Origin of the sequence: Streptomyces sp. CA-243310 (assembly GCF_050936775.1) — a bacterium.
GTDB lineage: Bacteria > Actinomycetota > Actinomycetes > Streptomycetales > Streptomycetaceae > Streptomyces.
In genome coordinates, this window is sequence record NZ_JBNJMF010000002.1 from 2,442,189 (window position 1) to 2,465,440 (window position 23,252).

The window sequence follows — 23,252 nt, forward strand, 5'->3', positions numbered from 1 at the left end:
CGCACGCGTCACGGCCGCCACGCGTCACGGCCGGTCGAGCCGCAGCCGCTCCACCTTCGGAAGCCCGGCGACCACCAGGTCGTACGAGTCCTCCACCAGCTCCCGGACCATCGCATCCGGCAGCCCGCCCACCGTCACCGTGTTCCAGTGCCGCTTGTTCATGTGCCAACCCGGCACGATCGCCTCGTGGTCGGCCCGCAGCCGCACCGCGAGGTCCGGATCGCACTTCAGGTTGATCTTCAACGGAGAGGCGCCCAGCGCCGACAGCGCGAACACCTTTCCCAGCACCTTGAACACCGAGGTCTCGGGGGTGAAGGGGAACTCCTCCACGGCCTCGTTGAAGTCCAGGCAGAACGCGCGCAGTTGCTCCGGGGTCACTCCGAGCCCTCCTCGCCCTCACCGGTCGCCGCGACCACCGGCTCCACCAGCACCGTCACGATCTTGTTCCGCCGTCCCGCCGGGGATTCGGCCGTCAACCGCAGGGGCCGCCCGTCCGGTTCGGGCAGGTCCACGATCGCCGAGGCACCGGTGATCGGCACCCGGCCCAGCGCCTTCGCCAGCAGTCCGCCGACCGTCTCCACGTCCTCGTCGTCGAAGGCCTCGACGCCGAACAGCTCGCCGAGGTCGGTGATGTCGAGCCGGGCCGTGACCCGGTAGCGGTCCTCGCCCAGGTCCTCGACGGGCGGCAGCTCCCGGTCGTACTCGTCGGTGATCTCGCCGACGATCTCCTCCAGGATGTCCTCGATGGTCACGATGCCGGCCGTGCCGCCGTACTCGTCGATGACGACGGCCACGTGGTTGCGCACCGACTGCATCTCACGCAGCAGGTCACCGGCGTTCTTCGTGTCGGGCACGAACACCGCCGGCCGCATCGCCGTCGACACCAGGTCGGACTCCGACTCGCGGCTGATGTGCGTCTTGCGGACGAGGTCCTTGAGGTAGACGATCCCGACGATGTCGTCCTCGTTCTCCCCGGTCACCGGGATGCGCGAGAAGCCGGACCGCAGCGCCAGCGTGGTCGCCTGACGGATCGTCTTGTACCGCTCGATGCAGACCAGGTCCGTGCGCGGCACCATCACCTCGCGCACCAGGGTGTCCCCGAGTTCGAAGACCTGGTGCACCATCCGGCGCTCGTCGTCCTCGATCAGCGATTCCTTCTCCGCCAGGTCGACCATGGCCCGCAGTTCGGCCTCGGAGGCGAACGGCCCCTTGCGGAAGCCCTTCCCGGGCGTGAGCGCGTTGCCGATGAGGATGAGGAGCTGCGGGATCGGGCCCATCACCCGGGCCAGCGGCACGAGGACGTACGCGGCCGCCGTCGCCGTGTTCAGCGGGTGCTGCCGGCCGATGGTGCGCGGCGACACCCCCACGGCGACGAACGACACCAGCACCATGACCCCGATGGCCACGAGCAGCGCGGTCCAGGTGTCGCCGAACTCGTCGAGGCAGACGTAGGTGACGAGCACGCCCGCCGCCATCTCGCAGGTCACGCGCACCAGCAGCGCGACGTTGAGGTAGCGGGTGGGGTCGGCGGAGACCTGGAGGAGCTTCGCGCTGCCGCGCCGCCCCTCCCGTACGGCCTGGTCGGCCCGGAAGGCGGAGATGCGGGCGATCCCGGACTCGGCGCACGCCGCGAACCAGGCGACCACGACCAGCAGGACGGCGCCGGTGATGAGTTGCGCGGCGTTCACGAGACGGTGGGTGCGGGTGACGGACCGGTCAGGCCGCGCTCACCGCGCCAGCCGTCGACGATGGCCGCCTGGAGGCCGAACATCTCGGCCTTCTCGTCCGGCTCCTCGTGGTCGTACCCGAGCAGGTGCAGCACCCCGTGGACCGTCAGGAGCCCGAGCTCCTCGTCCATGGAGTGCCGCGTCGGCGCTTCCTCGCCCTGCCGCTTGGCCACTTCGGGGCACAGGACGATGTCGCCGAGAAGCCCCTGCGGGGGCTCCTCGTCGTCCTTCGCCGGCGGACGGAGTTCGTCCATCGGGAAGGACATGACGTCGGTGGGCCCGGGCAGGTCCATCCACTGGATGTGGAGCTGCTCCATCGCCGCCTCGTCGACGACGATGACGGACAGCTCGGACAGCGGGTGGATCCTCATCCGGGCGAGCGCGTAGCGGGCGATGTCGAGGATCGCCTGCTCGTCGACCTCGATTCCGGACTCGTTGTTGACGTCGATCGACATGGTGCGCTGGGTTCTACTTCCGCTGGTGGCCGTTCCGGGACTGCGTGGGGTCCCGGCTGTCGTCGTACTTCTCGTACGCGTCGACGATACGGCCGACCAGCTTGTGCCGGACGACATCCTCGGACGTGAGCCGCGAGAAGTGGATGTCCGGCACCCCTTCCAGGATGTCCTGCACCTGCCGCAGGCCGCTCTTGGCCCCGCCCGGGAGGTCGACCTGCGTCACGTCACCGGTGACGACGATCTTCGAGTCGAAGCCGAGTCGGGTGAGGAACATCTTCATCTGCTCGGTGGTGGTGTTCTGCGCCTCGTCGAGCACCACGAACGCCTCGTTCAGGGTGCGGCCCCGCATGTACGCCAGGGGCGCCACCTCGATGGTCCCGGCCGCCATGAGTCGCGGGATCGAATCCGGGTCGATCATGTCGTGCAGCGCGTCGTAGAGCGGGCGCAGGTACGGGTCGATCTTGTCGAACAGCGTGCCCGGCAGGAAGCCGAGCCGCTCGCCCGCCTCGACGGCGGGACGGGTCAGGATGATCCGGCTGACCTGCTTCGACTGCAGGGCCTGGACCGCCTTGGCCATGGCCAGATAGGTCTTGCCGGTGCCCGCGGGACCGATGCCGAACACGATCGTGTTCTTGTCGATCGCGTCCACGTACCGCTTCTGGTTGAGGGTCTTGGGACGGATGGTCCGGCCGCGGCTGGACAGGATGTTCTGGGTGAGCACCTCGGCGGGTGTCTCGTCCCCGGCGCCGCCCTTTCCGTTGCCGTTCGCCTTGAGCATGGCGATCGAACGTTCCACTGCGTCCTCCGTCATCGACTGCCCGGTGCGCAGCACCAGCATCATCTCGTCGAACAGGCGCTGGATCAGCGCGACTTCCGCCGCGTCGCCGATCGCGCTGACCTGATTGCCCCGAACATGGATGTCGGCCTTCGGGAAGGCCTTCTCGATCACGCGCAACAGGGCGTCGCCCGATCCGAGCACGGTCACCATGGGATGGGTGGCCGGAACGGTGAAGTGGGCGCGCGCCTGGCCCGGCGCGGGGGTGCGGGCTGTCGGTGTCTGAGTCATGGGCCGGCACTGTGGCCTGCGCATACCTCCCACTGAGGGGTCGCTCGGGTCGTCGACCTCCGGACTACCAAGCGTACGTCTCCGTCGCCGCTTCCCCGAGAGGTTTTCCCGCACGCGTCCCGGCCTGTCGGGGCGCGGCGCGCCCCGGGCCCGGGTCCTGTCGTCGAAGTGGCGCCGCGGGCCAGGCGAGACTTCGACGACAGGGCCTAGACGGGGTGCCGGAAACCGATCGTGGGGACCGCGCGGCGCCTCGGTCCCGGTGTCGTCCCGGACGGGACCAGCTCCTCCAGGAAGGCGTACCGGCCCCGCAGCTCGGCCGGGGCCGTCTGCCACCAGTGCGCGACCTCCGGCCATCCGGGGGCCGACAGGGAGCCGCCGAACTCCTGGACCGACAGGGCCGCCGTCAGCCCCGCGAAGGCCAGCCGGTCCACGAGCGGCCACTCCGCGAGGGTGCCGGTCACGAACCCCGCCACGTACACGTCGCCGGCGCCCGTGGGATCCAGCGCGTCCACGACGATCGCCGGGACCTCGGCCGTCTCCCCGGTCCGCCCGTCGACCGCGTACGAGCCCTCCGCGCCCATCGTCACCACAGCCAGCGGCACCTTCTCGGCCAGCGCCCGGGCCGCCGCGCGCGGGCAGTCGGTCCGGGTGTAGCGCATCGCCTCGCCCGCGTTCGGCAGGAAGGCCTCGCAGTGCTCCAGATCGTCCAGCGCCCCCAGGTCCCACCGGCCGCTCTCGTCCCAGCCCACGTCGGCGAAGACCAACGAGCCCTGCCGGGCGGCCTCGGCGACCCAGGGCTCGCCCCGGCCCGGCGCCAGCGAGGCCACGGCCGCGCGGGCGCGCGGCGGGCACAGCGGGAAGGGGTCGGGGCCCGCCGGGGGCGGGGCCTCGTGGCCGTGGGAGACCATCGTGCGCTCGCCCTCGTACGCCATCGAGACGGTGACGGGGCTGTGCCAGCCGGGGAGGGTGTGGGACATCGACAGGTCGATGCCCTCGCCCTGTTCGAGCGCGTCCCAGCAGTACTCGCCGTAGTGGTCGTCCCCGAAGGCGGCGGCGAGCGAGGTCCGCAGGCCGAGCCGGGCGAGCGCGGCGGCCATGTTGGCGACGCCGCCGGGGCTGGAGCCCATGCCGCGCGCCCAGGATTCCGTGCCGCGGACCGGCGCGGAGTCGAGGCCGGTGAAGATGATGTCGAGGAAGACCGTCCCCGTCAGGAAGACGTCGCAGCCCGGTTCTTGGGGATCCCGCACCGGACCGAGCGGGTCCAGTGTCATGGGTCGGCTGGTGCGGCTGTCCCGACTGGTCACGGTGTGCTCCCCGTTTCGTGCGTGTGCGGATCGAAGTCTCGTGGATGTGGCGAAGAGTCGTTTCTGCAAGTCGGCTTGAGGCGGAAAACAGCCACCCCTGCCCCGGTTCGACAGGCGCAAACCCCAGTGTGACGCAGATCACCACCTGGTGGCTCTTCTGTCGACCGCCGAGCGCTTGATAAACAGGTGCACCGCCCACTCTCCGGAACCCTGGTTCCAGCTGCGCTGCAACGGAAACACCCGTGTCGATCACCTCCCCCGCGCCCTCGTCCGCGCACCCCGCCGCCTGGCCCCTGGTGGCCCTTTTCACAGCCGGATACGCGGCGCCCTACCTCCTCCCGACCGTGGTCGGTCGACTCGACGCGTACCTTCCGCTGAGTCCCGCCCAGGCCGGTCTGATCGGCTCGGCCCTCCTCCTCGGATCCGCCGGCGCCGGGTTCACCCTCGCCTCCCGCATCCCCCACCACGGGCCCCGCGCCCTGGCCCGGCTCGGACTGCTGCTCGCCGTCGCGGGCTACGGCACCGCGGCGTCGACCTCCCTCCTGCCCCTGGTCGTCGTGGGCGCCGTGATCGGCGGCTTCGGCTCCGGGACGGCGACCGCCGTGGCCGCCTCCGGGATCGCCGGGACGCGCGATCCGCACCGCACCTCCGCCCTCGGGCTGCTGTCGGTGTCGGCGACCGCGGGCGCGCTCTACCTGACGCTGCCCCGGTTCGGCGGCGACCTGCTCGGGCACGGGCTGCCCTTCGCGGCCATCGCCCTGGTCGCCGCGGCGGTCTGGCCCGCGACCTCCCGACTCGGCGGCCCGGCCGCCCCCGGCCCCGCCGCACGGACCACCGGGCGGCTCCCCTACCCGCGCGCCGGGGTGGTCCTGGCGGGCGGCCTGCTGCTGTGGTCGCTCGCCCAGAACTCGCTGTGGGGGGTCAGCGGCCGGATCGGCGCCGAGCAGGCGGGCCTGTCCGAGGTCACCCTCGGCGTGGTCTTCGCCGCGGCGTTGGGCGCGGGCCTGGTCGGTGTCACGGCCGCCTCCGCCCTCGGCTCCCGGTGGGGCCGGGCCGTCCCGATCGGCGCGGGGACCGCGGTGATCGCCTGCTGCCTGGTGGTGGCCACCTCCGCTCGGGGCCTGGGCGGCTTCGCGGCCGGGGAGATCCTCTGGAACGCCTTCTACCCGGTGGTCCTCTCGTACGTCATCGGTCTGGCGGCGGCCCTGGACCCGCGCGGCCGGTGGGCGGTGCTGGCCGGCTCCGCCTCCTCCCTCGGGGTGGCCTGCGGGCCCGTCACCGGCAGCCTGCTCGCCGAGGCCGTCGGCTTCCCCGCCATGGGCCTGACCCTGGGCGCCCTGCTGGTGGCGGTGGCCTGGCCGATGACCGCCGTCGCGCTGCACGCGGGCGGTCGACCGTTGGTGCCCGGCTCGGTCCGGCGCCGCGGCGGCGCGCCGGCGGCCGTGCTGGCCGCGAGCGCGGGCGCCCCGACGGGCGCGGTGCCCCGGGTCGGCGCTCCGGAGCTGGAGGTCGCCGAGATCTCGGTGCGCCCCGTGCGCCGGCTGCCCCGCAGGGTGCTGCTGCTCTCCCCCGCGGCCCGGCGCGCCCGCGCCCGAACCGAGGACAGGGCGCCAGGCCGGCGGGTCTCCGTCTAACTCCGCTTCGGCACCGGTACCCGTACGAGGTCGGCGGCGATCGTCAGTTCGCCCGCGTAGCCGGCCTCGCGGGCCTGCCGCTCGAACTCGGTCGGGTCGGAGTAGCGCTGCGAGAAGTGCGTCAGCACCAGGTGCCGGACGCCCGCGTCGCGTGCCACCCGGGCGGCCTGACCTGCGGTCAGGTGGCCGTGGTCGGTGGCGAGTCGCTCGTCCTCGTCGAGGAAGGTCGACTCGATGACGAGCATGTCGCAGCCCTCCGCGAGCGCGTACACGCCCTCGCAGAGCCGGGTGTCCATGACGAAGGCGAACCGCTGCCCGGGCCTGTGCTCGCTGACGTCGTCCAGGGTGACGCCGTTCAACTCCCCCTCGCGCAGCAGCCGGCCCACGTCCGGGCCCTTGATCCCGCGTTCCGCGAGCAGCCCCGGCACCATGCGGCGCCCGTCCTGCTCGACGAGCCGGTAGCCGAAGGCCTCCACCGGGTGCGAGAGCAGTCGCGCCTCCAGGACGTACGCGGACTCGCGCGCCAACGTCCCGTCGGCGGACACCGGTTCCTCGCGGAGCGGGACGGTCTCGCGGTAGGCGGTGGCGTACCGGAGCCGGTCGAAGAACTTCTGCCCCGAGGCGGGGTAGTGCGCGGTGACCGGGTGCGGGACCCGGTCGAGGTTGATCCGCTGGATCACCCCGGCCAGGCCGAGGCTGTGGTCACCGTGGAAGTGGGTGACGCAGATCCGGTTGATGTCGTGCGCGGCCACCCCGGCGCGCAGCATCTGACGCTGGGTGCCCTCGCCCGGGTCGAAGAGGATGCCCTCGCCGTCCCAGCGCAGCAGGTAGCCGTTGTGGTTGCGGCTTCGGGTGGGCACCTGGCTGGCGGTGCCCAGCACCACGAACTCTCGTACGGACACGGCTTATCCGGGGGGCCACTCGAGGCCGCGGCCACCGAGGACGTGCGCGTGCGCGTGGAAGACGGTCTGCCCGGCGCCGGCGCCGGTGTTGAAGACGACGCGGTAGCCCTGGTCGTCGACCTTCTCGTCCGCGGCGACCCGACCGGCCTCGCGCAGCACGTCGGCGGCGACACCCGGCTCGGCGGCCGCGAGGGTGGCGGCGTCGGGGTAGTGCACCTTGGGGATGACGAGCACGTGCGTGGGCGCCTTCGGGCTGATGTCCCGGAAGGCGACGGTCGTCTCGGTCTCCCGGACGACGGTCGCCGGGATGTCGCCCGCGACGATCTTGCAGAACAGGCAGTCCGCCTGGGGTTCCCCGGCCATTGCTGAGCCTCCCGTGAAGGTGATCGGTCCCGGCATCGTATCCGCCGGCGCCCCCGCCCCGGCCAGGGGTTTCCGGCGCGGCCCGATCAGCCCCAACGCCCCGTGCGGGCCAGCAGGACCGCGGCCGCGGCGGTGCCGGCGGTGGAGGTGCGCAGCACGGAGGGCCCCAGCCGGTACGGGAGGGCGCCGGCTTCCGCGAAGGCCGCGAGTTCCTCCGGGGAGACCCCGCCCTCGGGGCCGACGACCACGACGACGGACCCGGACGAGGGCAGTTCGGCCGTCGCCAGGGCTCCGGAGGGCGCGTCCCGGTCCTCGTGCAGGACCACGGCCAGATCGGCCTCGGCGAGCAGCGCCGCCACCTGCTTGGTGGAGAGGGCCTCGGCCACCTCCGGGAAGCTCACCCGGCGGGACTGCTTGCCCGCCTCCCGGGCCGTGTTGCGCCACTTGGCGAGGGACTTGGCGCCCCGGTCGCCGCGCCACTGGGTGATGCAGCGCGAGGCCTGCCAGGGGACGATCGCGTCGACGCCGGTCTCGGTCATGGTCTCCACCGCGACCTCGCCCCGGTCGCCCTTCGGCAGTGCCTGCACGACGGTGATCCGGACGGCGGGCGCCGGCTCCTCGAAGGCCCCGGACACGGACACGACGAGCCGGTCCTTGCCCTCGGCCGCCTTCACGACGGCCTCGGCCCAGCGGCCCCGGCCGTCCGTGAGGACCACCGCCTCGCCGGGGTTGAGCCGCTTGACCGACACCGCGTGCCGACCCTCGGCGCCCTCCAGGGTGAACTCCGGCCCCGCGGGGACCTCTTCGACCACGAACACGGGGGCCGTCATGACGCTCTCCTCATCTGCAACACCTTCAACGCGCGCTGTGCCTCGGCCAGTTCGGCCGCGAGCACCTCCGTCAGCTCCCCGGCCGGCAGCGTCCGCGCCAGCCGGTGGCCCTGGCCCGCCCACAGGGCCATGCCCTGCGGGTCCCCGGCGGCGGCCGCCGCCTTGCGCAGGCCCGAGGTCAGGTGGTGGACCTGCGGGTAGGCGGCCGGGGCGTACGGGCCGTGTTCCCGCATGAAGCGGTTGACCAGGCCCCGCGCGGGCCGGCCGGAGAAGGCTCGGGTGAGTTCCGTGTGCGGGAAGAGCGGGTTCGTCAGCGCCTTCTTGTGCAGGGGGTGCGCCCCCGACTCCGGACACGCCAGGAAGGCCGTGCCGAGCTGGGCGGCCTCCGCGCCCGCCGCGAGCACCGCCGCGACCTGCGCGCCGCGCATCAGCCCGCCCGCCGCGATGATGGGGAGGGCCACGGCCTCCCGCACCCGGGCGACCAGCACGAGCAGTCCGACCCCGGCCGTGCCGTCGATCTCGGGGTCGTCGCGGTGCGTGCCCTGGTGGCCGCCCGCCTCCACGCCCTGGACGCAGACGGCGTCGGCTCCCGCCGCCTCGGCGGCCCGCGCCTCCTCCACCGAGGTCACCGTGACGACGGTGTACGTGCCGACCTCGCGCAGCCGGGCGCAGACGGCCGCGGGCGGGCAGCCGAAGGTGAACGAGACGACGGGGACGGGGTCCTCGACGAGGATGGCGAGCTTGGCCTCGTAGCCGTCGTCGGAGGTGCCGATGATGTCCTCCTCGGCGAGCGACACCTCGTACCAGTTGGCCTCGCCGGCGAGCTGTCCCCGGTACGTCTCGATCTCGGCCGGGTCCACGTAGCCGGTCTGCGGCATGAAGAGGTTGACGCCGAACGGACGTCGGGTGAGCGCGCGCAGCCGCTTGATCTCCTGGTACATCCCGTCGGCGGTCTTGTAGCCGCCGGCCAGGAAGCCCAGCCCGCCCGCCTCGCACACGGCGGCGGCCAGCGGCGGACAGGAGGCGCCGCCCGCCATGGGCGCCTGCACGATCGGGTAAGGGGTGAGACCGTTCGGCGAGGAGGACATGGACTGCATCGTGCCACGTCCGGCGCACCGGGCCGAATCATCACGTTCGCCTGGCATAGTCCGCTTCCGGTCCGCTTCCAAAGTCTGTCGACCCGGCGTCGGCGGGCCGGCCGATCCACCGTCGCGCCCCGGCCCGCACGGCAGCGAGCCCGACCCGGGACCTCCCCGGATCGGGCTCGTGCGGGATACCGCGGGCGGCCGGTCAGCGGCCGTTGAACGCGTCCTTCAGACGACTGAACAGACCCTGCTGGCCCGGCGCGAACTGGCCCATCGGCCGCTCCTCGCCGCGCAGCTTCGCGAGCTGGCGCAGCAGCTCCTCCTGCTGGGCGTCCAGCTTGCCGGGGGTGGTGACCTCGACGTGGACGATCAGGTCACCGCGCCCGCCGCCCCGCAGGTGCGTGACGCCGCGCCCGTGCAGCGGGATCGCCTGCCCGGAGCCGGTGCCGGGCCGGATGTCGATCTCCTCCAGGCCGTCCAGCGTCTCCAGCGGGCATTTGGTGCCCAGGGCCGCCGCCGTCATGGGGAGGGTGACCGTGCAGTGCAGGTCGTCCCCGCGCCGCTGGAAGGTCGGGTGGGGCAGCTCGTGGATCTCCACGTACAGGTCGCCGGCGGGGCCGCCGCCGGGGCCGACCTCGCCCTCGCCCGCGAGCTGGATGCGGGTGCCGTTCTCGACACCGGCGGGGATCTTGACCGTGAGGCTGCGGCGGGACCGCACCCGCCCGTCGCCCGCGCACTCGGGGCACGGGGTGGGGACGACGGTGCCGAAGCCCTGACACTGCGGGCAGGGCCGCGAGGTCATGACCTGGCCCAGGAAGGACCGGGTGACCTGCGAGACCTCACCGCGACCGCGACACATGTCACACGTCTGCGCCGAGGTGCCGGGGGCGGCGCCCTCACCGGAGCAGGTCGTGCAGACCACGGCCGTGTCGACCTGGATGTCCTTGGTCGTCCCGAAGGCCGCCTCGTCCAGTTCCAGGTCGAGGCGGATCATGGCGTCCTGGCCGCGGCGGGTCCGCGAGCGCGGTCCGCGCTGCTGGGACTGGCCGAAGAAGGCGTCCATGATGTCGGAGAAGTTGCCGAAGCCACCCGCCCCGAATCCGCCCGCGCCGCCGCCGCCCGAGGAGGACAGCGGGTCGCCGCCGAGGTCGTGGACCTGCTTCTTCTGCGGGTCCGAGAGCACCTCGTAGGCCGCGTTGATCTCCTTGAAGCGCTCCTGCGTCTTCGGGTCCGGATTCACGTCCGGGTGGAGTTCGCGCGCGAGGCGACGGAAGGCCTTCTTGATCTCGTCCTGCGATGCGTCGCGGCGCACGCCGAGAACGGCGTAGTAGTCCGTGGCCACTTACGACTCCGCCAGGATCTGTCCGACGTAACGTGCCACTGCGCGTACCGCTCCCATCGTTCCGGGGTAGTCCATGCGGGTCGGTCCGACCACGCCGAGTTTGGCGACTGCTTCGCCGCCCGAACCGTAGCCGACCGAGACGACGGACGTGGAGTTCAGTCCCTCGTAGGCATTCTCATGCCCGATCTTCACGGCCATCCCCGACTCACTGGCCTCGCCCAGCAGCTTGAGGAGCACGACCTGCTCCTCCAGCGCTTCGAGCACCGGCCTGATCGTCAGGGGAAAGTCATGTCCGAACCGTGTGAGGTTGGCGGTGCCGCCGATCATCAGCCGCTCCTCCGCCTCCTCCACGAGCGTTTCGAGAAGGGTGTCGAGGACGGCCTTGACCGTCGCCCGGTCCTCGGTCTCGAAGGACTCCGGAAGGTCCTGTACCAGCGGCGGCACGTCGGTGAACCGACGGCCGACCACCCGGCTGTTGAGCCGCGCCCGCAGGTCGGCGAGCGAGGTCTCCCCGAAGGGCGTCTGGCAGTCGACCAGCCGCTGCTCGACCCGCCCGGTGTCCGTGATCAACACGAGCATCAGGCGCGCGGGCGCCAACGACAGCAGCTCGACGTGCCGGACGGTGGAACGGGTCAGCGACGGGTACTGCACCACGGCGACCTGCCGGGTGAGCTGGGCGAGCAGCCGTACGGTGCGCCCCACGACGTCGTCGAGGTCGACGGCGCCGTCGAGGAAGTTCTGGATGGCCCGCCGTTCCGGCGTGGACAGCGGTTTGACCCCCGCCAGCTTGTCCACGAAGAGCCGGTAGCCCTTGTCCGTGGGGATCCGACCGGCGCTGGTGTGGGGTTGGGCGATGTAGCCCTCGTCCTCCAGCAGCGCCATGTCGTTGCGCACGGTGGCGGGCGACACGCCGAGCCGGTGCCGCTCGGTGAGCGCCTTGGAGCCGACCGGCTCCTCCGTCCCGACGTAGTCCTGGACGATGGCGCGCAACACCTCGAGTCTGCGTTCGCTGAGCATCGCGCACACCTCCGGATGCGGTCGGTCGTCTTCGGTCTTCGTTCGGTCCCGTTCCCGGGCCTTGTTGGCACTCTGCACATTCGAGTGCCAGAGATCCCCCGGTCAGTGTACGGCCGGGTGGTACGCGGGAGGCAAGGGCGGCCCGTCAGGGTAGCGTCGCGGCATGGACGTGCAATGGGAAGAGGCGGGCTGGGAACGGCTGACCGGGCGGGTCGGACGGCGTCGGCTGCCGGTGTGGGACTGCACCGTGGGACTGGTGGTGGGCGACGATTCGGTCCTCCTCGTCGACCCCGGTTCGTGCGTGCGCGAGGGTGCGCGGGTGCGGGCCGAAGCGGAGCGGCTGACCGGCCGGCACGTGACCCATATCGCATTCACGCACGGACATTTCGATCACGTACTCGGTGGCTCCGCCTTCACGGGCGCCGAGTTCCACGGCGCGGTCGGCCTGGACAAGGTGCTGTCGACGCCCACCGGCCGCGAGGAGCTGCGGCACAGCGCGACCGCGCAGGGCCTGGACGCGGCGGAGGCCGCGGAGGCCGCCGACCTGGTCGTGGCGCCGGGGCACCCGGTGTCGGGCGAACGGACGCTGGACCTGGGCGCCGTACAGGTGCTCCTCGCGAACCTCGGGCCCGCGCACTCCCAGCACGACCTGGCGGTCTTCGTGCCGGGCGAACGGGAGGTCGTCTTCTGCGGGGACCTGGTCGAGGAGTCGGGCGAACCCCAGGCCGGATCGGACGCGGTGCCCGGCCAGTGGCCGGCGGCCCTGGACCGACTGCTCTCGCTGGGCGGCGACGACGCACTGTACGTGCCGGGTCACGGAGCGGTGGTCGACGCGGCCTTCGTCCGTGCGCACCGCGACACACTGGCAACGAGGTTCGGCGTGTCGACGGCATGAGCCCGGGCTCTCTCGTACGGTCGCCGAATGCGTGAGTACTCCCCCGACCTGACCCCGCCGTGGAAGCGCGCCAAGGCCGTGCCCGAGGTGCCGGCGGACCGCGACCTGGTGGTCGAGGTGGCCGGTACGGACTTCTGCGGCGCGGTGGTGGCCTGCGAGGCCGGCACGGTGACCCTGGAGGACCGCTTCGGCAAGCGGCGGGTCTTCCCGCTGGAGCCCGGCGGCTTCCTGCTGGACGGGGCGGTGGTCACCCTGACCCGCCCGTCCCGCGCCCCGGCCGCCCCGGCCCGTACGGCCTCGGGCTCGCTCGCCGTCCCCGGGGCCCGGGCCCGGGTGGCCCGGGCGGGCCGGATCTACGTCGAGGGCCGCCACGACGCCGAGCTGGTGGAGCGGGTCTGGGGCGACGACCTGCGCATCGAGGGCGTGGTCGTGGAGTACCTGGAGGGCATCGACGACCTGCCGACGATCGTGGCGGACTTCGCGCCGGCCGCGGACGCCCGGTTGGGGGTCCTGGTGGACCATCTGGTGCCGGGTTCGAAGGAGTCGCGGATCGCCGCCGAGGTGACCTCTGCGCACGTCCTGATCGTGGGCCATCCCTACGTGGACGTCTGGCAGGCGGTGAAACCGTCCGCCCTGGGCATCGCGGCCTGGCCGGTGATCCCGCGCGGGGAGGACTGGAAGACGGGCGTCTGCCGGGCGCTGGGCTGGCCGCCGAACACGGGCGCCGCCTGGCAGCACATCCTGTCCAGGGTGACCTCGTACCGCGATCTGGAGCCGACCCTGCTGGGCGCGGTGGAGCACCTGATCGACCACGTCACCGCCTGACGGGGCGCGGCAGGATCCGAAAGGACCGGCCCTAGTCCACCAGGTCGCGGACGACCGCGTCGGCCAGCAGCCGCCCCCGCAGGGTCAGCACGGCGCTCCCGGCCTCGTACGGGCCGGGGGCCAGCAGTCCGTCCGCCAGGGCGCGTCGGGACGCCGCCAGGCCCGCGGGGGCCAGCAGCGACAGCGGTACGCCGTCCACGAGCCTCAGCTCCAGCAGGATCCGCTCGACGCGTCGGTCCTCGTCCGACAGGAGTTCCCGGCCAGCGCCCGGCGAGCGGCCCTCGGCCAGCGCCGCGGCGTAGGCGCCGGGGTGCTTCACGTTCCACCAGCGCACCCCGCCCACGTGCGAGTGGGCGCCGGGGCCCGCCCCCCACCAGTCGGCGCCGCGCCAGTACAGCTCGTTGTGCAGGCAGCGCCCGGCCTCGGAGGTGGCCCAGTTCGACACCTCGTACCAGGAGTAGCCGGCCTCGGCCATCACCGAGTCGGCGATCAGGTACCGGTCGGCGTGCACGTCGTCGTCCGTCATCGGGACCTCGCCGCGGCGGATCCGTCGGGCCAGCTGCGTGCCCTCCTCGACGATCAGCGCGTAGGCGCTGACGTGGTCCGGACCGGCCCCCAGCGCGGCCGCCAGCGTGGCCCGCCAGTCCTCGTCGGACTCGCCGGGAGTGCCGTAGATCAGGTCGAGGTTCACGTGTTCGAAGCCGGCCGCCCGCGCCTCCGCCACGCACGCCTCGGGGCGCCCGGGCGTGTGGGTGCGGTCGAGCACCTTCAGGACGTGCTGCTTGGCGCTCTGCATGCCGAAGGAGACCCGGTTGAAGCCGCCCGCGCGCAGTTCCGCGAGGTACCGCGGGTCCACCGATTCCGGGTTGGCCTCGGTGGTGATCTCGGCGTCCTCGGCGAGCCCGAACTCGTCGCGGATCGCCGCGAGCATCCGCACGAGGTCCCCGGCGGGCAGCAGGGTGGGCGTGCCGCCGCCCACGAACACGGTGCGCACGGCCCGCGGGTCGTCCCCGAGGACCTTGCGCGCCAGCCTGACCTCGTCGATCAGGGTGTCGGCGTAGTTCTCACGGGAGGCGAGCACGCCGCCGGTACCCCGCAGCTCGGTGGCCGTGTAGGTGTTGAAGTCGCAGTACCCGCAGCGCGTCGCGCAGTAGGGGACGTGCAGGTAGAAGCCGAGCGGCCGCTCGCCGGCGCCCGCCAGGGCGTGCGACGGCAGCGAGCCGTCTTCGGGCATGGGTTCACCGTCGGGCAGTGCGGAAGGCATGAGCCCATTGTCCCGCACCGCCCGAAGGTCGTTTACGCTCCGCGACCGCGGAGGGCCCGGAGGCCCGGGCCGCCAGGGGTCACGCCTCGTTCGAGCCCGCGTACATCTCGTCGATGAGGTACTTGAACTCGCGCTCCACGACCGGCCTCTTGAGCTTGAGGCTCGGGGTGAGGTCGCCGTGCTCGACGTCGAGGTCGCGGGGCAGCAGCCGGAACTGTTTGATCGTCTGCCAGCGCTGGAGGCCCTCGTTGAGGGTCTGCACGTAGGTCTCGACGAGCCGTACCGTCTCGGGCGCGGCCACGACCTCGGCGTACGTCTTGCCCTCCAGGCCGTGGTCGGCCGCCCAGGTCAGGATGGCGGGCCCGTCCAGGGCGATCAGCGCGGAGCAGAAGTTCCGGTCGGCGCCGTGCACCACGATGCTGGAGACGTACGGGCAGATCGCCTTGAACCGGCCCTCGATCTCGGCCGGGGCGACGTACTTGCCGCCCGAGGTCTTGATCAGGTCCTTCTTGCGGTCGGTGATGCGCAGGAAGCCGTCCGGGGAGAGCTCGCCGATGTCGCCGGTGTGCAGCCAGCCGTCGGCCTCCAGCACCTCGGCGGTCTTGTCCGGCAGCCCGTGGTAGCCCTGCATGATGCCGGGGCCGCGCAGCAGGATCTCGCCGTCGTCGGCGATGCGGACCTCGGTGCCGGGGAGCGGCTTGCCGACGGTGCCGGTGCGGTAGGCCTCGCCGGGGTTGACGAAGGAGGCCGCGCTGGACTCCGTGAGGCCGTAGCCCTCCAGGATGTGGATGCCGGCGCCGGCGAAGAAGTAGCCGATGTCGGGGGCGAGGGCCGCGGAGCCGGAGATCGCGGCGCGCAGCTTTCCGCCGAAGGCGTCGCGGAGCTTGGAGTAGACGAGCGCGTCGGCGACCTTGTGGCGGGTGGCGAGGCCGAAGGGGACGGAGGCGTTGCCGGTGCGCCGGAAGTTGTCCTGGCTGACCTTGGCGTACTCGCGGGCGACGCCGGCCGCCCACTTGAAGATCTTGTACTTGGCCCCGCCTGCGGCGCGCGCCTTGCCGGCGGCGCCGTTGTAGACCTTCTCGAAGATGCGCGGAACGGCGGCCATGTAGGTCGGCTGCACGATCGGCAGGTTCTCGATGATCTTGTCGATCCGGCCGTCGATGGCGGTGACGTGGCCGACCTCGATCTGGCCGGAGGTCAGCACCTTGCCGAAGACGTGCGCGAGCGGCAGCCACAGGTACTGGACGTCGTCCGAGTTGATCATGCCGGTCGCGACGGTGGCCTTGGCCATGTACGACCAGTTGTCGTGCGGCAGCCGCACGCCCTTGGGGCGGCCGGTGGTGCCGGAGGTGTAGATCAGGGTGGCGAGCTGGTCGGCGGTGATCGCCGCGATCCGCTCCCTGACCGCCTCGGGGTGCTTGGCAAGGTACTCCTTGCCGCGCGCCTCCAGGTCGGCGAGGGAGAGCACCCAGCCCTCGGGGTCGCTCTCGTGCGCGACGGCGTCCTCGGCGTCCAGCACCACCACGTGGGCGAGGCGGGGCAGGTCGGCGCGGTGCGCGCGGGCCTTGGCCAGCTGCTTGGCGTCCTCGGCGATCAGCACCCGGCTCTCGGAGTCGGCCAGGATGAACGCCGACTCCTCGCCGTTGGTGCTCGGGTAGATCGTGGTGGTCGCGGCGCCGGCGCACATCACGCCGAGGTCGGCCAGGATCCACTCGACCCGGGTGTTGGAGGCGAGCGCGACCCGGTCCTCCGACTGGAGTCCGAGGTCCGCGAGGCCGGCGGCGATGGCGAACACCCGCTCGGCCGCCTGCCCCCAACTGAGCGACTTCCAGTCGTCGGGGCCCCCCGAGCCGCCGGCCGCGGGGACCGGATAGCGGTAGGCCTCGGCGTTCGGCGTGGCCGCGACGCGCTCAAGGAAGAGGGCCGCCACGGTGGGCGGGCGGTTCTCGATCAAGGTCTGTGTGTCGCTCACGACATCCTCCGGACCGGTCCACGCGGCAGTGCGTGGGCGTGGGGCGCTTGGGACGGGCGGGTGGGGACCTGCGCGTACGGCTGGCGAGTTTGTGACTGGCGAGTAACCATCAAGCAGTGATCAGACTAGAGGCCGCCCGCCCGACGCGTAAGAGGCGGCAAGCAGCCGCTTCATAACGAAACGGGCCCCCATGCGGGTGCATGTGGGCCCGTTTCTCACGACATGGGACAGGCGCGCTTCTTGACCTGCCCTTTACACCGGTCCGGCGTCCGCTACTTCTTCTTGCCGGACTCGTCGCTGGAGAGGACGGCGATGAAGGCCTCCTGCGGGACCTCCACGGAGCCGACCATCTTCATCCGCTTCTTGCCTTCCTTCTGCTTCTCCAGCAGCTTCCGCTTACGGGAGATGTCACCGCCGTAGCACTTGGCGAGGACGTCCTTGCGGATCGCGCGGATGGTCTCGCGGGCGATGACGCGGGAGCCGACGGCCGCCTGGATCGGGATCTCGAAGGCCTGGCGCGGGATGAGCTCGCGCAGCTTCGCGACGAGGCGCACGCCGTAGGCGTAGGCGGCGTCCTTGTGCGTGACGGCGGAGAAGGCGTCGACCTTGTCGCCGTGCAGCAGGATGTCGACCTTGACCAGCCCGGAGGCCTGCTCGCCGGTGGGCTCGTAGTCGAGGGAGGCGTAACCGCGCGTCTTGGACTTCAACTGGTCGAAGAAGTCGAACACGATCTCCGCGAGAGGCAGCGTGTAGCGGATCTCGACCCGGTCCTCGGAGAGGTAGTCCATCCCGAGGAGCGTGCCGCGGCGCTGCTGGCAGAGCTCCATGATCGCGCCGATGAACTCGGAGGGCGCGAGCAGGGTGGCGCGCACGACCGGCTCGAACACGTCCGAGATCTTGCCCTCGGGGAACTCGCTCGGGTTGGTCACGTTGACCTCCTTGCCGTCCTCCAGGACGACCCGGTAGATCACGTTGGGCGCGGTGGCGATGAGGTCGAGGCCGAACTCGCGCTCCAGGCGCTCGCGGACCACGTCCAGGTGCAGCAGGCCGAGGAAGCCCACGCGGAAGCCGAAGCCCAGCGCCGCCGAGGTCTCCGGCTCGTAGACGAGCGCGGCGTCGTTGAGCTGGAGCTTGTCGAGGGCCTCGCGCAGGTCGGGGTAGTCCGAACCGTCGAGCGGGTACAGGCCCGAGAAGACCATCGGACGCGGGTCCTTGTAGCCGCCCAGGGCCTCGGTCGCGCCGTTGTGCAGGCTGGTGATGGTGTCACCGACCTTGGACTGACGGACGTCCTTCACGCCGGTGATGATGTAGCCGACCTCGCCGACACCGATGCCGTCGGAGGGGGTCATCTCCGGGGAGGAGACACCGATCTCCAACAGCTCGTGGGTCGCGCCGGTGGACATCATCCGGATGCGCTCGCGCTTGTTGAGCTGACCGTCCACGACACGGACGTAGGTGACGACGCCCCGGTACGAGTCGTAGACCGAGTCGAAGATCATCGCGCGGGCGGGGGCGTCCTTGGGACCGACCGGGGCCGGAACCGTGGCGACGATCTTGTCGAGCAGCGCCTCCACGCCGAGACCGGTCTTCGCGGACACCCGCAGCACGTCCTCGGGCTGGCAGCCGACCAGGTTCGCGAGCTCCTCCGCGAACTTCTCCGGCTGGGCGGCCGGCAGGTCGATCTTGTTCAGCACCGGGACGATCGCGAGGTCCTTCTCCATCGCCAGGTACAGGTTGGCGAGGGTCTGGGCCTCGATGCCCTGCGCGGCGTCCACGAGCAGGACCGTGCCCTCGCAGGCGGCCAGGGAGCGCGAGACCTCGTAGGTGAAGTCGACGTGTCCCGGCGTGTCGATCATGTTCAGGATGTGCGTGTTGCCCTTGCCCTCGCCCTCGGTGGGCGCCCAGGGCAGACGGACCGCCTGCGACTTGATCGTGATGCCGCGCTCACGCTCGATGTCCATGCGGTCGAGGTACTGGGCGCGCATCTGCCGCTGGTCGACGACGCCGGTGAGCTGGAGCATCCGGTCGGCGAGCGTCGACTTGCCGTGGTCGATGTGCGCGATGATGCAGAAATTGCGGATCAGCGCCGGGTCGGTACGGCTCGGCTCGGGCACGTGGCTGGGGATCGCGGGCACGCAGTGTCCTGATTCTCGGGTCGTAGTCGGGAAGTCGTCTCTATATACGCTCCATGGTCCCATGGACGGGGGCATGCGCCCGGTTTGGGCCGCCCGGAGCGTGCCTGGTAGCCTGAGCAGCTGTGTCTCGTATGGCCTCAAGCCGTTCGGGACGCAATCCGAAGATCAAACTCTGAACCTGCAAAGGCTCTTTCGTGGCGAACATCAAGTCCCAGATCAAGCGGAACAAGACGAACGAGAAGGCGCGCCTGCGCAACAAGGCCGTCAAGTCCTCGCTCAAGACCGCGATCCGCAAGGCCCGCGAGGCCGTGGCCGCGGGCGACGTCGAGAAGGCCACCGTGGCTTCCCGCGACGCTTCGCGTGCGCTCGACAAGGCTGTCTCGAAGGGTGTCATCCACAAGAACGCCGCCGCCAACAAGAAGTCGGCGCTGGCGATCAAGGTTGCCTCCCTCCAGGGCTGAGCTCCTGATGTGATCGCCGGGTAGGAATGCAGCGGGCCCTCTCTCCCGCTCCTGACCGGCACTCCGCGCCGCACGCGAAGCGTTCGCCACGCGGGTGCGGCGCAACCAGAACCACCGAAGGCCCCGACGGCCACCCTTCCCCAGGGTGCCGCCGGGGCCTTCGCCTTTGCGGGGGTGGGGCCGGGGGCGCTGCCAGGGCGGAGCCGGGGCGCCTGGCCGCCGAGCCGTGGCGGGTGCGGGGGGCGCTGCCCGTGGCCGGGCGGGGCACGCTGTCAAGGCGGGGCCGAGGCGCCTGGCCGCCGAGCCGTGGCGGGTGCGGGGCGCGCGCTGCCAGGGCGGGGTCGGGGGGCGCTGCCCCTGGCCGGCCGGGGCTTCTGCCTGACACCGAAGGCGGGCCGGGCCCGCGCCGGGCCGGGCCGGCCGGATGCCAAGAGCCGCGAGAGCCGCGAGAGCCGTGTGCGGCCGACCCGGGGCGGGACCCGAAACCGAACGGGATCGCCGGCAGGAGACGGACCGCGGCCCGGGACCAGAACCGCAGCCCCGCGAACAGGTCCGATGCCAGTACGGGACCGCAGAACCCAGGGGCGGGCCCGCCGACATCGGGAGACTCCATCACCAGGCCGCCGGCTCGGGACGAGACGCCGGCGCGGGACCGTGGCGCGAGGGCGGGACCGTGGCGCAACCGGGTCCGTGGCGCCAGGGCGGGGCCGTGGCGCGCGACCGGGGCCGGACCGGCCGCCCGCTCGGGAGCAGACCGCTGGTCGCGGAGCCGGCCGACCGCTGCCGGAGCAGAACCGGCACAGCGCGGTTCCGCCGCCGGCCCGGGCAGGACCCTTGCCCCGCCGGACGGCACCCCCTGCGGGTGACCGCGCCCGTTCGGCCCTCCCCGGGGCGGGACCTGGCGCCGTACACCGGCAGGCGCGGGTCCCGCGCGACCCACTCCGCCACGGCGAGCAACTCGGCGGGCACCTCTGCGAGCACCTCGGCGGGGAACTCCCGCGGCACGTCGGTCCGGGTCTCACCCGGGCCCCGGGGCCCCTCGGCCGCACGCACCGTGGAGCACCAAACGGGCGCCGGCTAACCTGGACGGATGACCGAGCCCTGGAACTCGACCGACGTGGGGGTCCTGCGCCTCCCCTCGGGGCGGCTCGTCCGGGGACGCGGACTCAGCCGGCCCCTCCCGGCCGGTCAGGAACCGACGTACGCCGTGTACCTGCTGGGCTCGCCACCACCCGAGGTCGCCTGGGAGGTCGAGTGGCTGCGCTGGCCCGACTTCCGGCTCCCCTCAGACCGGTCCCACGCCCGTGAACTCCTCACCCTGGCCTGGGAGCGCGCGGCCACGGACCGCGTCGAACTCGCCTGCGCGGGCGGCCGCGGTCGTACGGGAACGGCGTTGGCCTGCATCGCGGTGCTGGACGGCGTCCCGGCGGATCGAGCGGTGGAGTTCGTCCGTCGCAACCATCACCCTCGCGCCGTCGAGACGCCCTGGCAGAAGCGCTACGTCCACCGCTTCGGGGGACCGCCCTCACGACCGACGCGAGCCGCCCCCACCGACCCGCCCTGAGCCCACGGCCGCGCTCGCGCAGCCGAGGCGAAGCTCCGGCCCGCGCACCACAGGGCGCGGAGCCGCACACAGTCCGCCGACACCCCCGTACTCCCGCACCCCGCCATCCCGCCGAAACAGGCGAGGGGTGTCCACGGGGAACGAACGGCGCCGGAACGGAAACCGCGGCTGCCGCAGGACCTGCAACCCGCCGGAGGCTACCGGCGGTTCGGGCGGGCCGCCCGGGCCACCGCCACGACCGCCTTCTCCAGCGCGTACTCCGGGTCGTCGCCACCGCCCTTCACGCCCGCGTCGGCCGCGGCCACCGCACGCAGGGCGTCCGAGACGCCGTCCGCCGACCAGCCGCGCATCTGCTGCCTGACCCGGTCGATCTTCCAGGGCGGCATGCCCAGGTCCCGGGCGAGGTCCCCGGGGCGGGCCCCGCGCGGGGCGGAGGCGAGCTTGCCGATGGCTCGGACCGCCTGCGCCAGGGCGCTGGTGATCAGTACCGGCGCCACTCCGGTGGACAGCGACCAGCGCAGCGCTTCGAGGGCCTCGGCCGCACGCCCCTCGACCGCCCGGTCGGCGACCGTGAAGCTGGAGGCCTCGGCGCGACCGGTGTAGTAGCGCCCGACCACGGCCTCGTCGATGGTGCCCTCGACGTCCGCGCACAGTTGCGCGGCGGCGCTCGCCAGCTCCCGCAGGTCGCTGCCGATGGCGTCGACCAGGTTCTGGCAGGCCTCGGGGGTGGCCGCTCGTCCCAGTGTCCGGAACTCCCCCCGCACGAAGGACAGGCGGTCCGCGGCCTTCGTCATCTTCGGGCAGGCGACCTCGCGGGCACCCGCCTTGCGTGCCGCGTCCAGCAACCCCTTGCCCTTGACGCCGCCGGCGTGGAGGAGGACGAGGATGATCTCCTCGTACGGGGCCGTGAGGTACGCCTTGACCTCCTTCACCGTGTCCGCGGACAGGTCCTGCGCGTTCCGCACGACCAGGACCTTGCGCTCGGAGAACAGCGAGGGGCTGGTCAGCTCGGCCAGCGTGCCGGGCTGGAGCTGCTCGGAGGAGAGGTCCCGCACGTCGGTGTCGGCATCGGCGGCACGAGCCGCCATCACCACTTCCCGGACCGCGCGGTCGAGCAGCAGATCCTCCTGCCCCACCGCGAGGGTGAGCGGGGCGAGCGGATCGTCGGTGGAGTTCTTCCTGGTGGCCATCGCCTCCAGCATCCCACGCCGCACTGACACTCCCCCTCCCGCCGTACCCCCTTCCGCGGTGCCCGAGAATGGTCGGGTGAACGCGCGACATGTACTCGTCCTGCCCGACCGTGACGCCGCCGAGGAGGTGGCGCGCGAACTCGTCGACCGCTTCGGCGTGCCCGAGGAACCCCAGCTGGTCCGCGACGCCCTCGCCGGCGAGGACGACGCGGAGGACGCCCAGTGGCTGGTGGTCGTCGAGGACCCGAGGGAACGCCTCGACGCGTCCGCGCTGGACGAGTTCGCCGGCGAGTACGACGGGTGGCTGGAGGCTCCCTGAGCCTCGCCGGGCGGGTCCTACGCCTTGTGCACGATCTGGATGTCCAGGTCCACTGCCACGCTCGAACCGATCGCCGCGATCCCGTGCGCCAGCATCGACTGCCAGTTCAGGGTGAAGTCCTCGCGCTGGAGTTCGGCGGTGGCCCGGCACGCGGCACGCGGCTCGCCCTCCAGGCCCGTGCCGTGTCCCAGGTACTGGGTGTCCAGGGTCACGGAGCGGCTCACTCCGTGCAGGGTCAACGCGCCCGCGACCGCCCAACGGCTGCCGCTGCGGTGGATGAAGCGCTCGCTGTAGAACTCCACCGTGGGGTGGCGTGCCGCGTCCAGGAAGTCCGCTGAGCGCAGGTGGTCGTCGCGCATCCGCAGGCCCGTGTCGATGCTCGCCGCGTCGATGATCACGCGCATGGAGGAGTCCTCCATGCGCTCGGCGATCCGGACGGCCCCGGCGAAGGTGCTGAACCGGCCGTGGATCCGGGCGAAGCCGATGTGCCGGGCCGTGAATCCGATCGACGAGTGCGTCGGGTCGAGTTCCCAGTGGCCGGGCGCCGGCAGCAGGGGCGGCTCGACGGCGTCCAGGATGATCTCCGCGGTGCCGGGCTGCGGATCCCCCACCAGCGTCGCGCCGTGGAACGGCGCGTAGCCCTCGGCGGTCACCGAGAGCCGGTACTCCCCCTCGGGCATGGCCGCGGTGAACCCGCCGTACGGATCGGTCTCGCCGCTGACGACGCGTCGGCCGATCGGGTCGGTCACCTCGAACTTCGCTTGCCGGATGGGCTGGTGGACCGTATCGAGAACGCGACAGCTCAACAGTCGCGCGGTGTGCGGGAGCGCGAGTGTGGCGGTCGTCAGGGAGCCGGCGCTTCCGGCCGTCTCCATCCCCCGTCGGCGTCCGAACATGGTTGG

Annotated in this window: 22 protein-coding genes; 6 read left to right on the top strand and 16 right to left on the bottom strand. The window is 72.2% G+C overall.

The annotated features are described in order from the left end of the window. Positions 1–24 precede the first annotated feature (24 nt). The 5 genes from ACQEVM_RS28675 to ACQEVM_RS28695 all read right to left on the bottom strand — a co-directional run bounded on the left by ACQEVM_RS28675 (position 25) and on the right by ACQEVM_RS28695 (position 4,519). Positions 25–378, bottom strand: a complete 354-nt coding sequence (locus ACQEVM_RS28675; RefSeq protein WP_433083735.1) for an MmcQ/YjbR family DNA-binding protein — start codon at positions 376–378, stop codon at positions 25–27. Further along, positions 375–1,688, bottom strand: coding sequence for a hemolysin family protein (locus ACQEVM_RS28680; protein ID WP_433083737.1), 1,314 nt, complete (start codon positions 1,686–1,688; stop codon positions 375–377). The genes ACQEVM_RS28675 and ACQEVM_RS28680 overlap by 4 nt, the downstream gene beginning before the upstream one ends. Next, positions 1,685–2,182, bottom strand: a complete 498-nt coding sequence (ybeY, locus tag ACQEVM_RS28685; RefSeq protein WP_053681985.1) for an rRNA maturation RNase YbeY — start codon at positions 2,180–2,182, stop codon at positions 1,685–1,687. The genes ACQEVM_RS28680 and ybeY overlap by 4 nt, the downstream gene beginning before the upstream one ends. A 13-nt stretch (positions 2,183–2,195) precedes the next feature. Continuing rightward, positions 2,196–3,248, bottom strand: a complete 1,053-nt coding sequence (locus ACQEVM_RS28690) for a PhoH family protein (protein WP_433083739.1) — start codon at positions 3,246–3,248, stop codon at positions 2,196–2,198. Positions 3,249–3,454: 206 nt separating this feature from the next. Next, a complete protein-coding gene (locus ACQEVM_RS28695) occupies positions 3,455–4,519 on the bottom strand; it encodes a carbohydrate kinase family protein (RefSeq protein ID WP_433085435.1) in 1,065 nt (354 codons plus the stop codon). Positions 4,520–4,794: 275 nt separating this feature from the next. On the opposite strand from ACQEVM_RS28695, the gene ACQEVM_RS28700 reads away from it, so the two are divergent. Then, positions 4,795–6,186: an MFS transporter gene (locus tag ACQEVM_RS28700; RefSeq protein WP_433083741.1), complete on the top strand. Its 1,392-nt coding sequence runs from the start codon at positions 4,795–4,797 to the stop codon at positions 6,184–6,186. Here ACQEVM_RS28700 and ACQEVM_RS28705 read toward each other — a convergent pair. From ACQEVM_RS28705 to hrcA, 6 genes are all read right to left on the bottom strand, one after another. After that, on the bottom strand, positions 6,183–7,088 hold the full coding sequence (locus tag ACQEVM_RS28705; RefSeq protein WP_433083743.1) for a ribonuclease Z: 906 nt from the start codon (positions 7,086–7,088) through the stop codon (positions 6,183–6,185). The genes ACQEVM_RS28700 and ACQEVM_RS28705 overlap by 4 nt on opposite strands. Before the next feature lie 3 nt (positions 7,089–7,091). Then, positions 7,092–7,451, bottom strand: a complete 360-nt coding sequence (locus ACQEVM_RS28710; protein ID WP_433083745.1) for a histidine triad nucleotide-binding protein — start codon at positions 7,449–7,451, stop codon at positions 7,092–7,094. Positions 7,452–7,537: 86 nt separating this feature from the next. Then, positions 7,538–8,281: a 16S rRNA (uracil(1498)-N(3))-methyltransferase gene (locus ACQEVM_RS28715; protein WP_433083747.1), complete on the bottom strand. Its 744-nt coding sequence runs from the start codon at positions 8,279–8,281 to the stop codon at positions 7,538–7,540. Then, a complete protein-coding gene (locus ACQEVM_RS28720; RefSeq protein ID WP_433083749.1) occupies positions 8,278–9,369 on the bottom strand; it encodes a nitronate monooxygenase in 1,092 nt (363 codons plus the stop codon). Before ACQEVM_RS28720 ends, ACQEVM_RS28715 begins: the two co-directional genes overlap by 4 nt. A gap of 202 nt (positions 9,370–9,571) precedes the next feature. Then, positions 9,572–10,708 (bottom strand): molecular chaperone DnaJ, encoded by a 1,137-nt coding sequence (gene dnaJ, locus ACQEVM_RS28725; RefSeq protein ID WP_433083751.1) that lies wholly within the window; start codon positions 10,706–10,708, stop codon positions 9,572–9,574. Further along, positions 10,709–11,725 (bottom strand): heat-inducible transcriptional repressor HrcA, encoded by a 1,017-nt coding sequence (gene hrcA / locus ACQEVM_RS28730; RefSeq protein WP_433083753.1) that lies wholly within the window; start codon positions 11,723–11,725, stop codon positions 10,709–10,711. A gap of 163 nt (positions 11,726–11,888) precedes the next feature. Here hrcA and ACQEVM_RS28735 point away from each other — a divergent pair, with 163 nt between their 5' ends. After that, positions 11,889–12,620, top strand: coding sequence for an MBL fold metallo-hydrolase (locus ACQEVM_RS28735; protein ID WP_433083755.1), 732 nt, complete (start codon positions 11,889–11,891; stop codon positions 12,618–12,620). 27 nt (positions 12,621–12,647) lie between these two features. Next, positions 12,648–13,445: a DUF3097 domain-containing protein gene (locus tag ACQEVM_RS28740; RefSeq protein ID WP_433083757.1), complete on the top strand. Its 798-nt coding sequence runs from the start codon at positions 12,648–12,650 to the stop codon at positions 13,443–13,445. A gap of 31 nt (positions 13,446–13,476) precedes the next feature. Here ACQEVM_RS28740 and hemW read toward each other — a convergent pair whose 3' ends face one another. The 3 genes from hemW to lepA all read right to left on the bottom strand — a co-directional run bounded on the left by hemW (position 13,477) and on the right by lepA (position 18,816). Next, on the bottom strand, positions 13,477–14,709 hold the full coding sequence (gene hemW, locus ACQEVM_RS28745) for a radical SAM family heme chaperone HemW (RefSeq protein ID WP_433083759.1): 1,233 nt from the start codon (positions 14,707–14,709) through the stop codon (positions 13,477–13,479). Between the two features lie 79 nt (positions 14,710–14,788). After that, positions 14,789–16,681: an AMP-dependent synthetase/ligase gene (locus ACQEVM_RS28750; RefSeq protein ID WP_433083761.1), complete on the bottom strand. Its 1,893-nt coding sequence runs from the start codon at positions 16,679–16,681 to the stop codon at positions 14,789–14,791. 272 nt (positions 16,682–16,953) lie between these two features. After that, on the bottom strand, positions 16,954–18,816 hold the full coding sequence (lepA, locus tag ACQEVM_RS28755) for a translation elongation factor 4 (RefSeq protein ID WP_433083763.1): 1,863 nt from the start codon (positions 18,814–18,816) through the stop codon (positions 16,954–16,956). A 194-nt stretch (positions 18,817–19,010) separates the two neighbouring features. On the opposite strand from lepA, the gene rpsT reads away from it, so the two are divergent. Both rpsT and ACQEVM_RS28765 read left to right on the top strand, forming a co-directional pair. Further along, a complete protein-coding gene (rpsT, locus tag ACQEVM_RS28760) occupies positions 19,011–19,277 on the top strand; it encodes a 30S ribosomal protein S20 (protein ID WP_361784135.1) in 267 nt (88 codons plus the stop codon). A 1,090-nt stretch (positions 19,278–20,367) separates the two neighbouring features. Next, entirely contained in the window at positions 20,368–20,841 is a 474-nt protein-coding gene (locus ACQEVM_RS28765) for a protein-tyrosine phosphatase family protein (RefSeq protein WP_433083766.1), read from the top strand. Between the two features lie 197 nt (positions 20,842–21,038). Here the strand turns inward: ACQEVM_RS28765 and holA are convergent, their stop codons facing one another. Continuing rightward, positions 21,039–22,031, bottom strand: coding sequence for a DNA polymerase III subunit delta (gene holA, locus ACQEVM_RS28770; protein ID WP_433083768.1), 993 nt, complete (start codon positions 22,029–22,031; stop codon positions 21,039–21,041). Between the two features lie 76 nt (positions 22,032–22,107). On the opposite strand from holA, the gene ACQEVM_RS28775 reads away from it, so the two are divergent. Beyond that, positions 22,108–22,350 (top strand): hypothetical protein, encoded by a 243-nt coding sequence (locus ACQEVM_RS28775; RefSeq protein WP_351375876.1) that lies wholly within the window; start codon positions 22,108–22,110, stop codon positions 22,348–22,350. A 17-nt stretch (positions 22,351–22,367) separates the two neighbouring features. On the opposite strand, the gene ACQEVM_RS28780 is transcribed toward ACQEVM_RS28775, so the two are convergent. Next, a complete protein-coding gene (locus tag ACQEVM_RS28780) occupies positions 22,368–23,246 on the bottom strand; it encodes a YceI family protein (RefSeq protein WP_433083770.1) in 879 nt (292 codons plus the stop codon). Positions 23,247–23,252 lie beyond the last annotated feature (6 nt).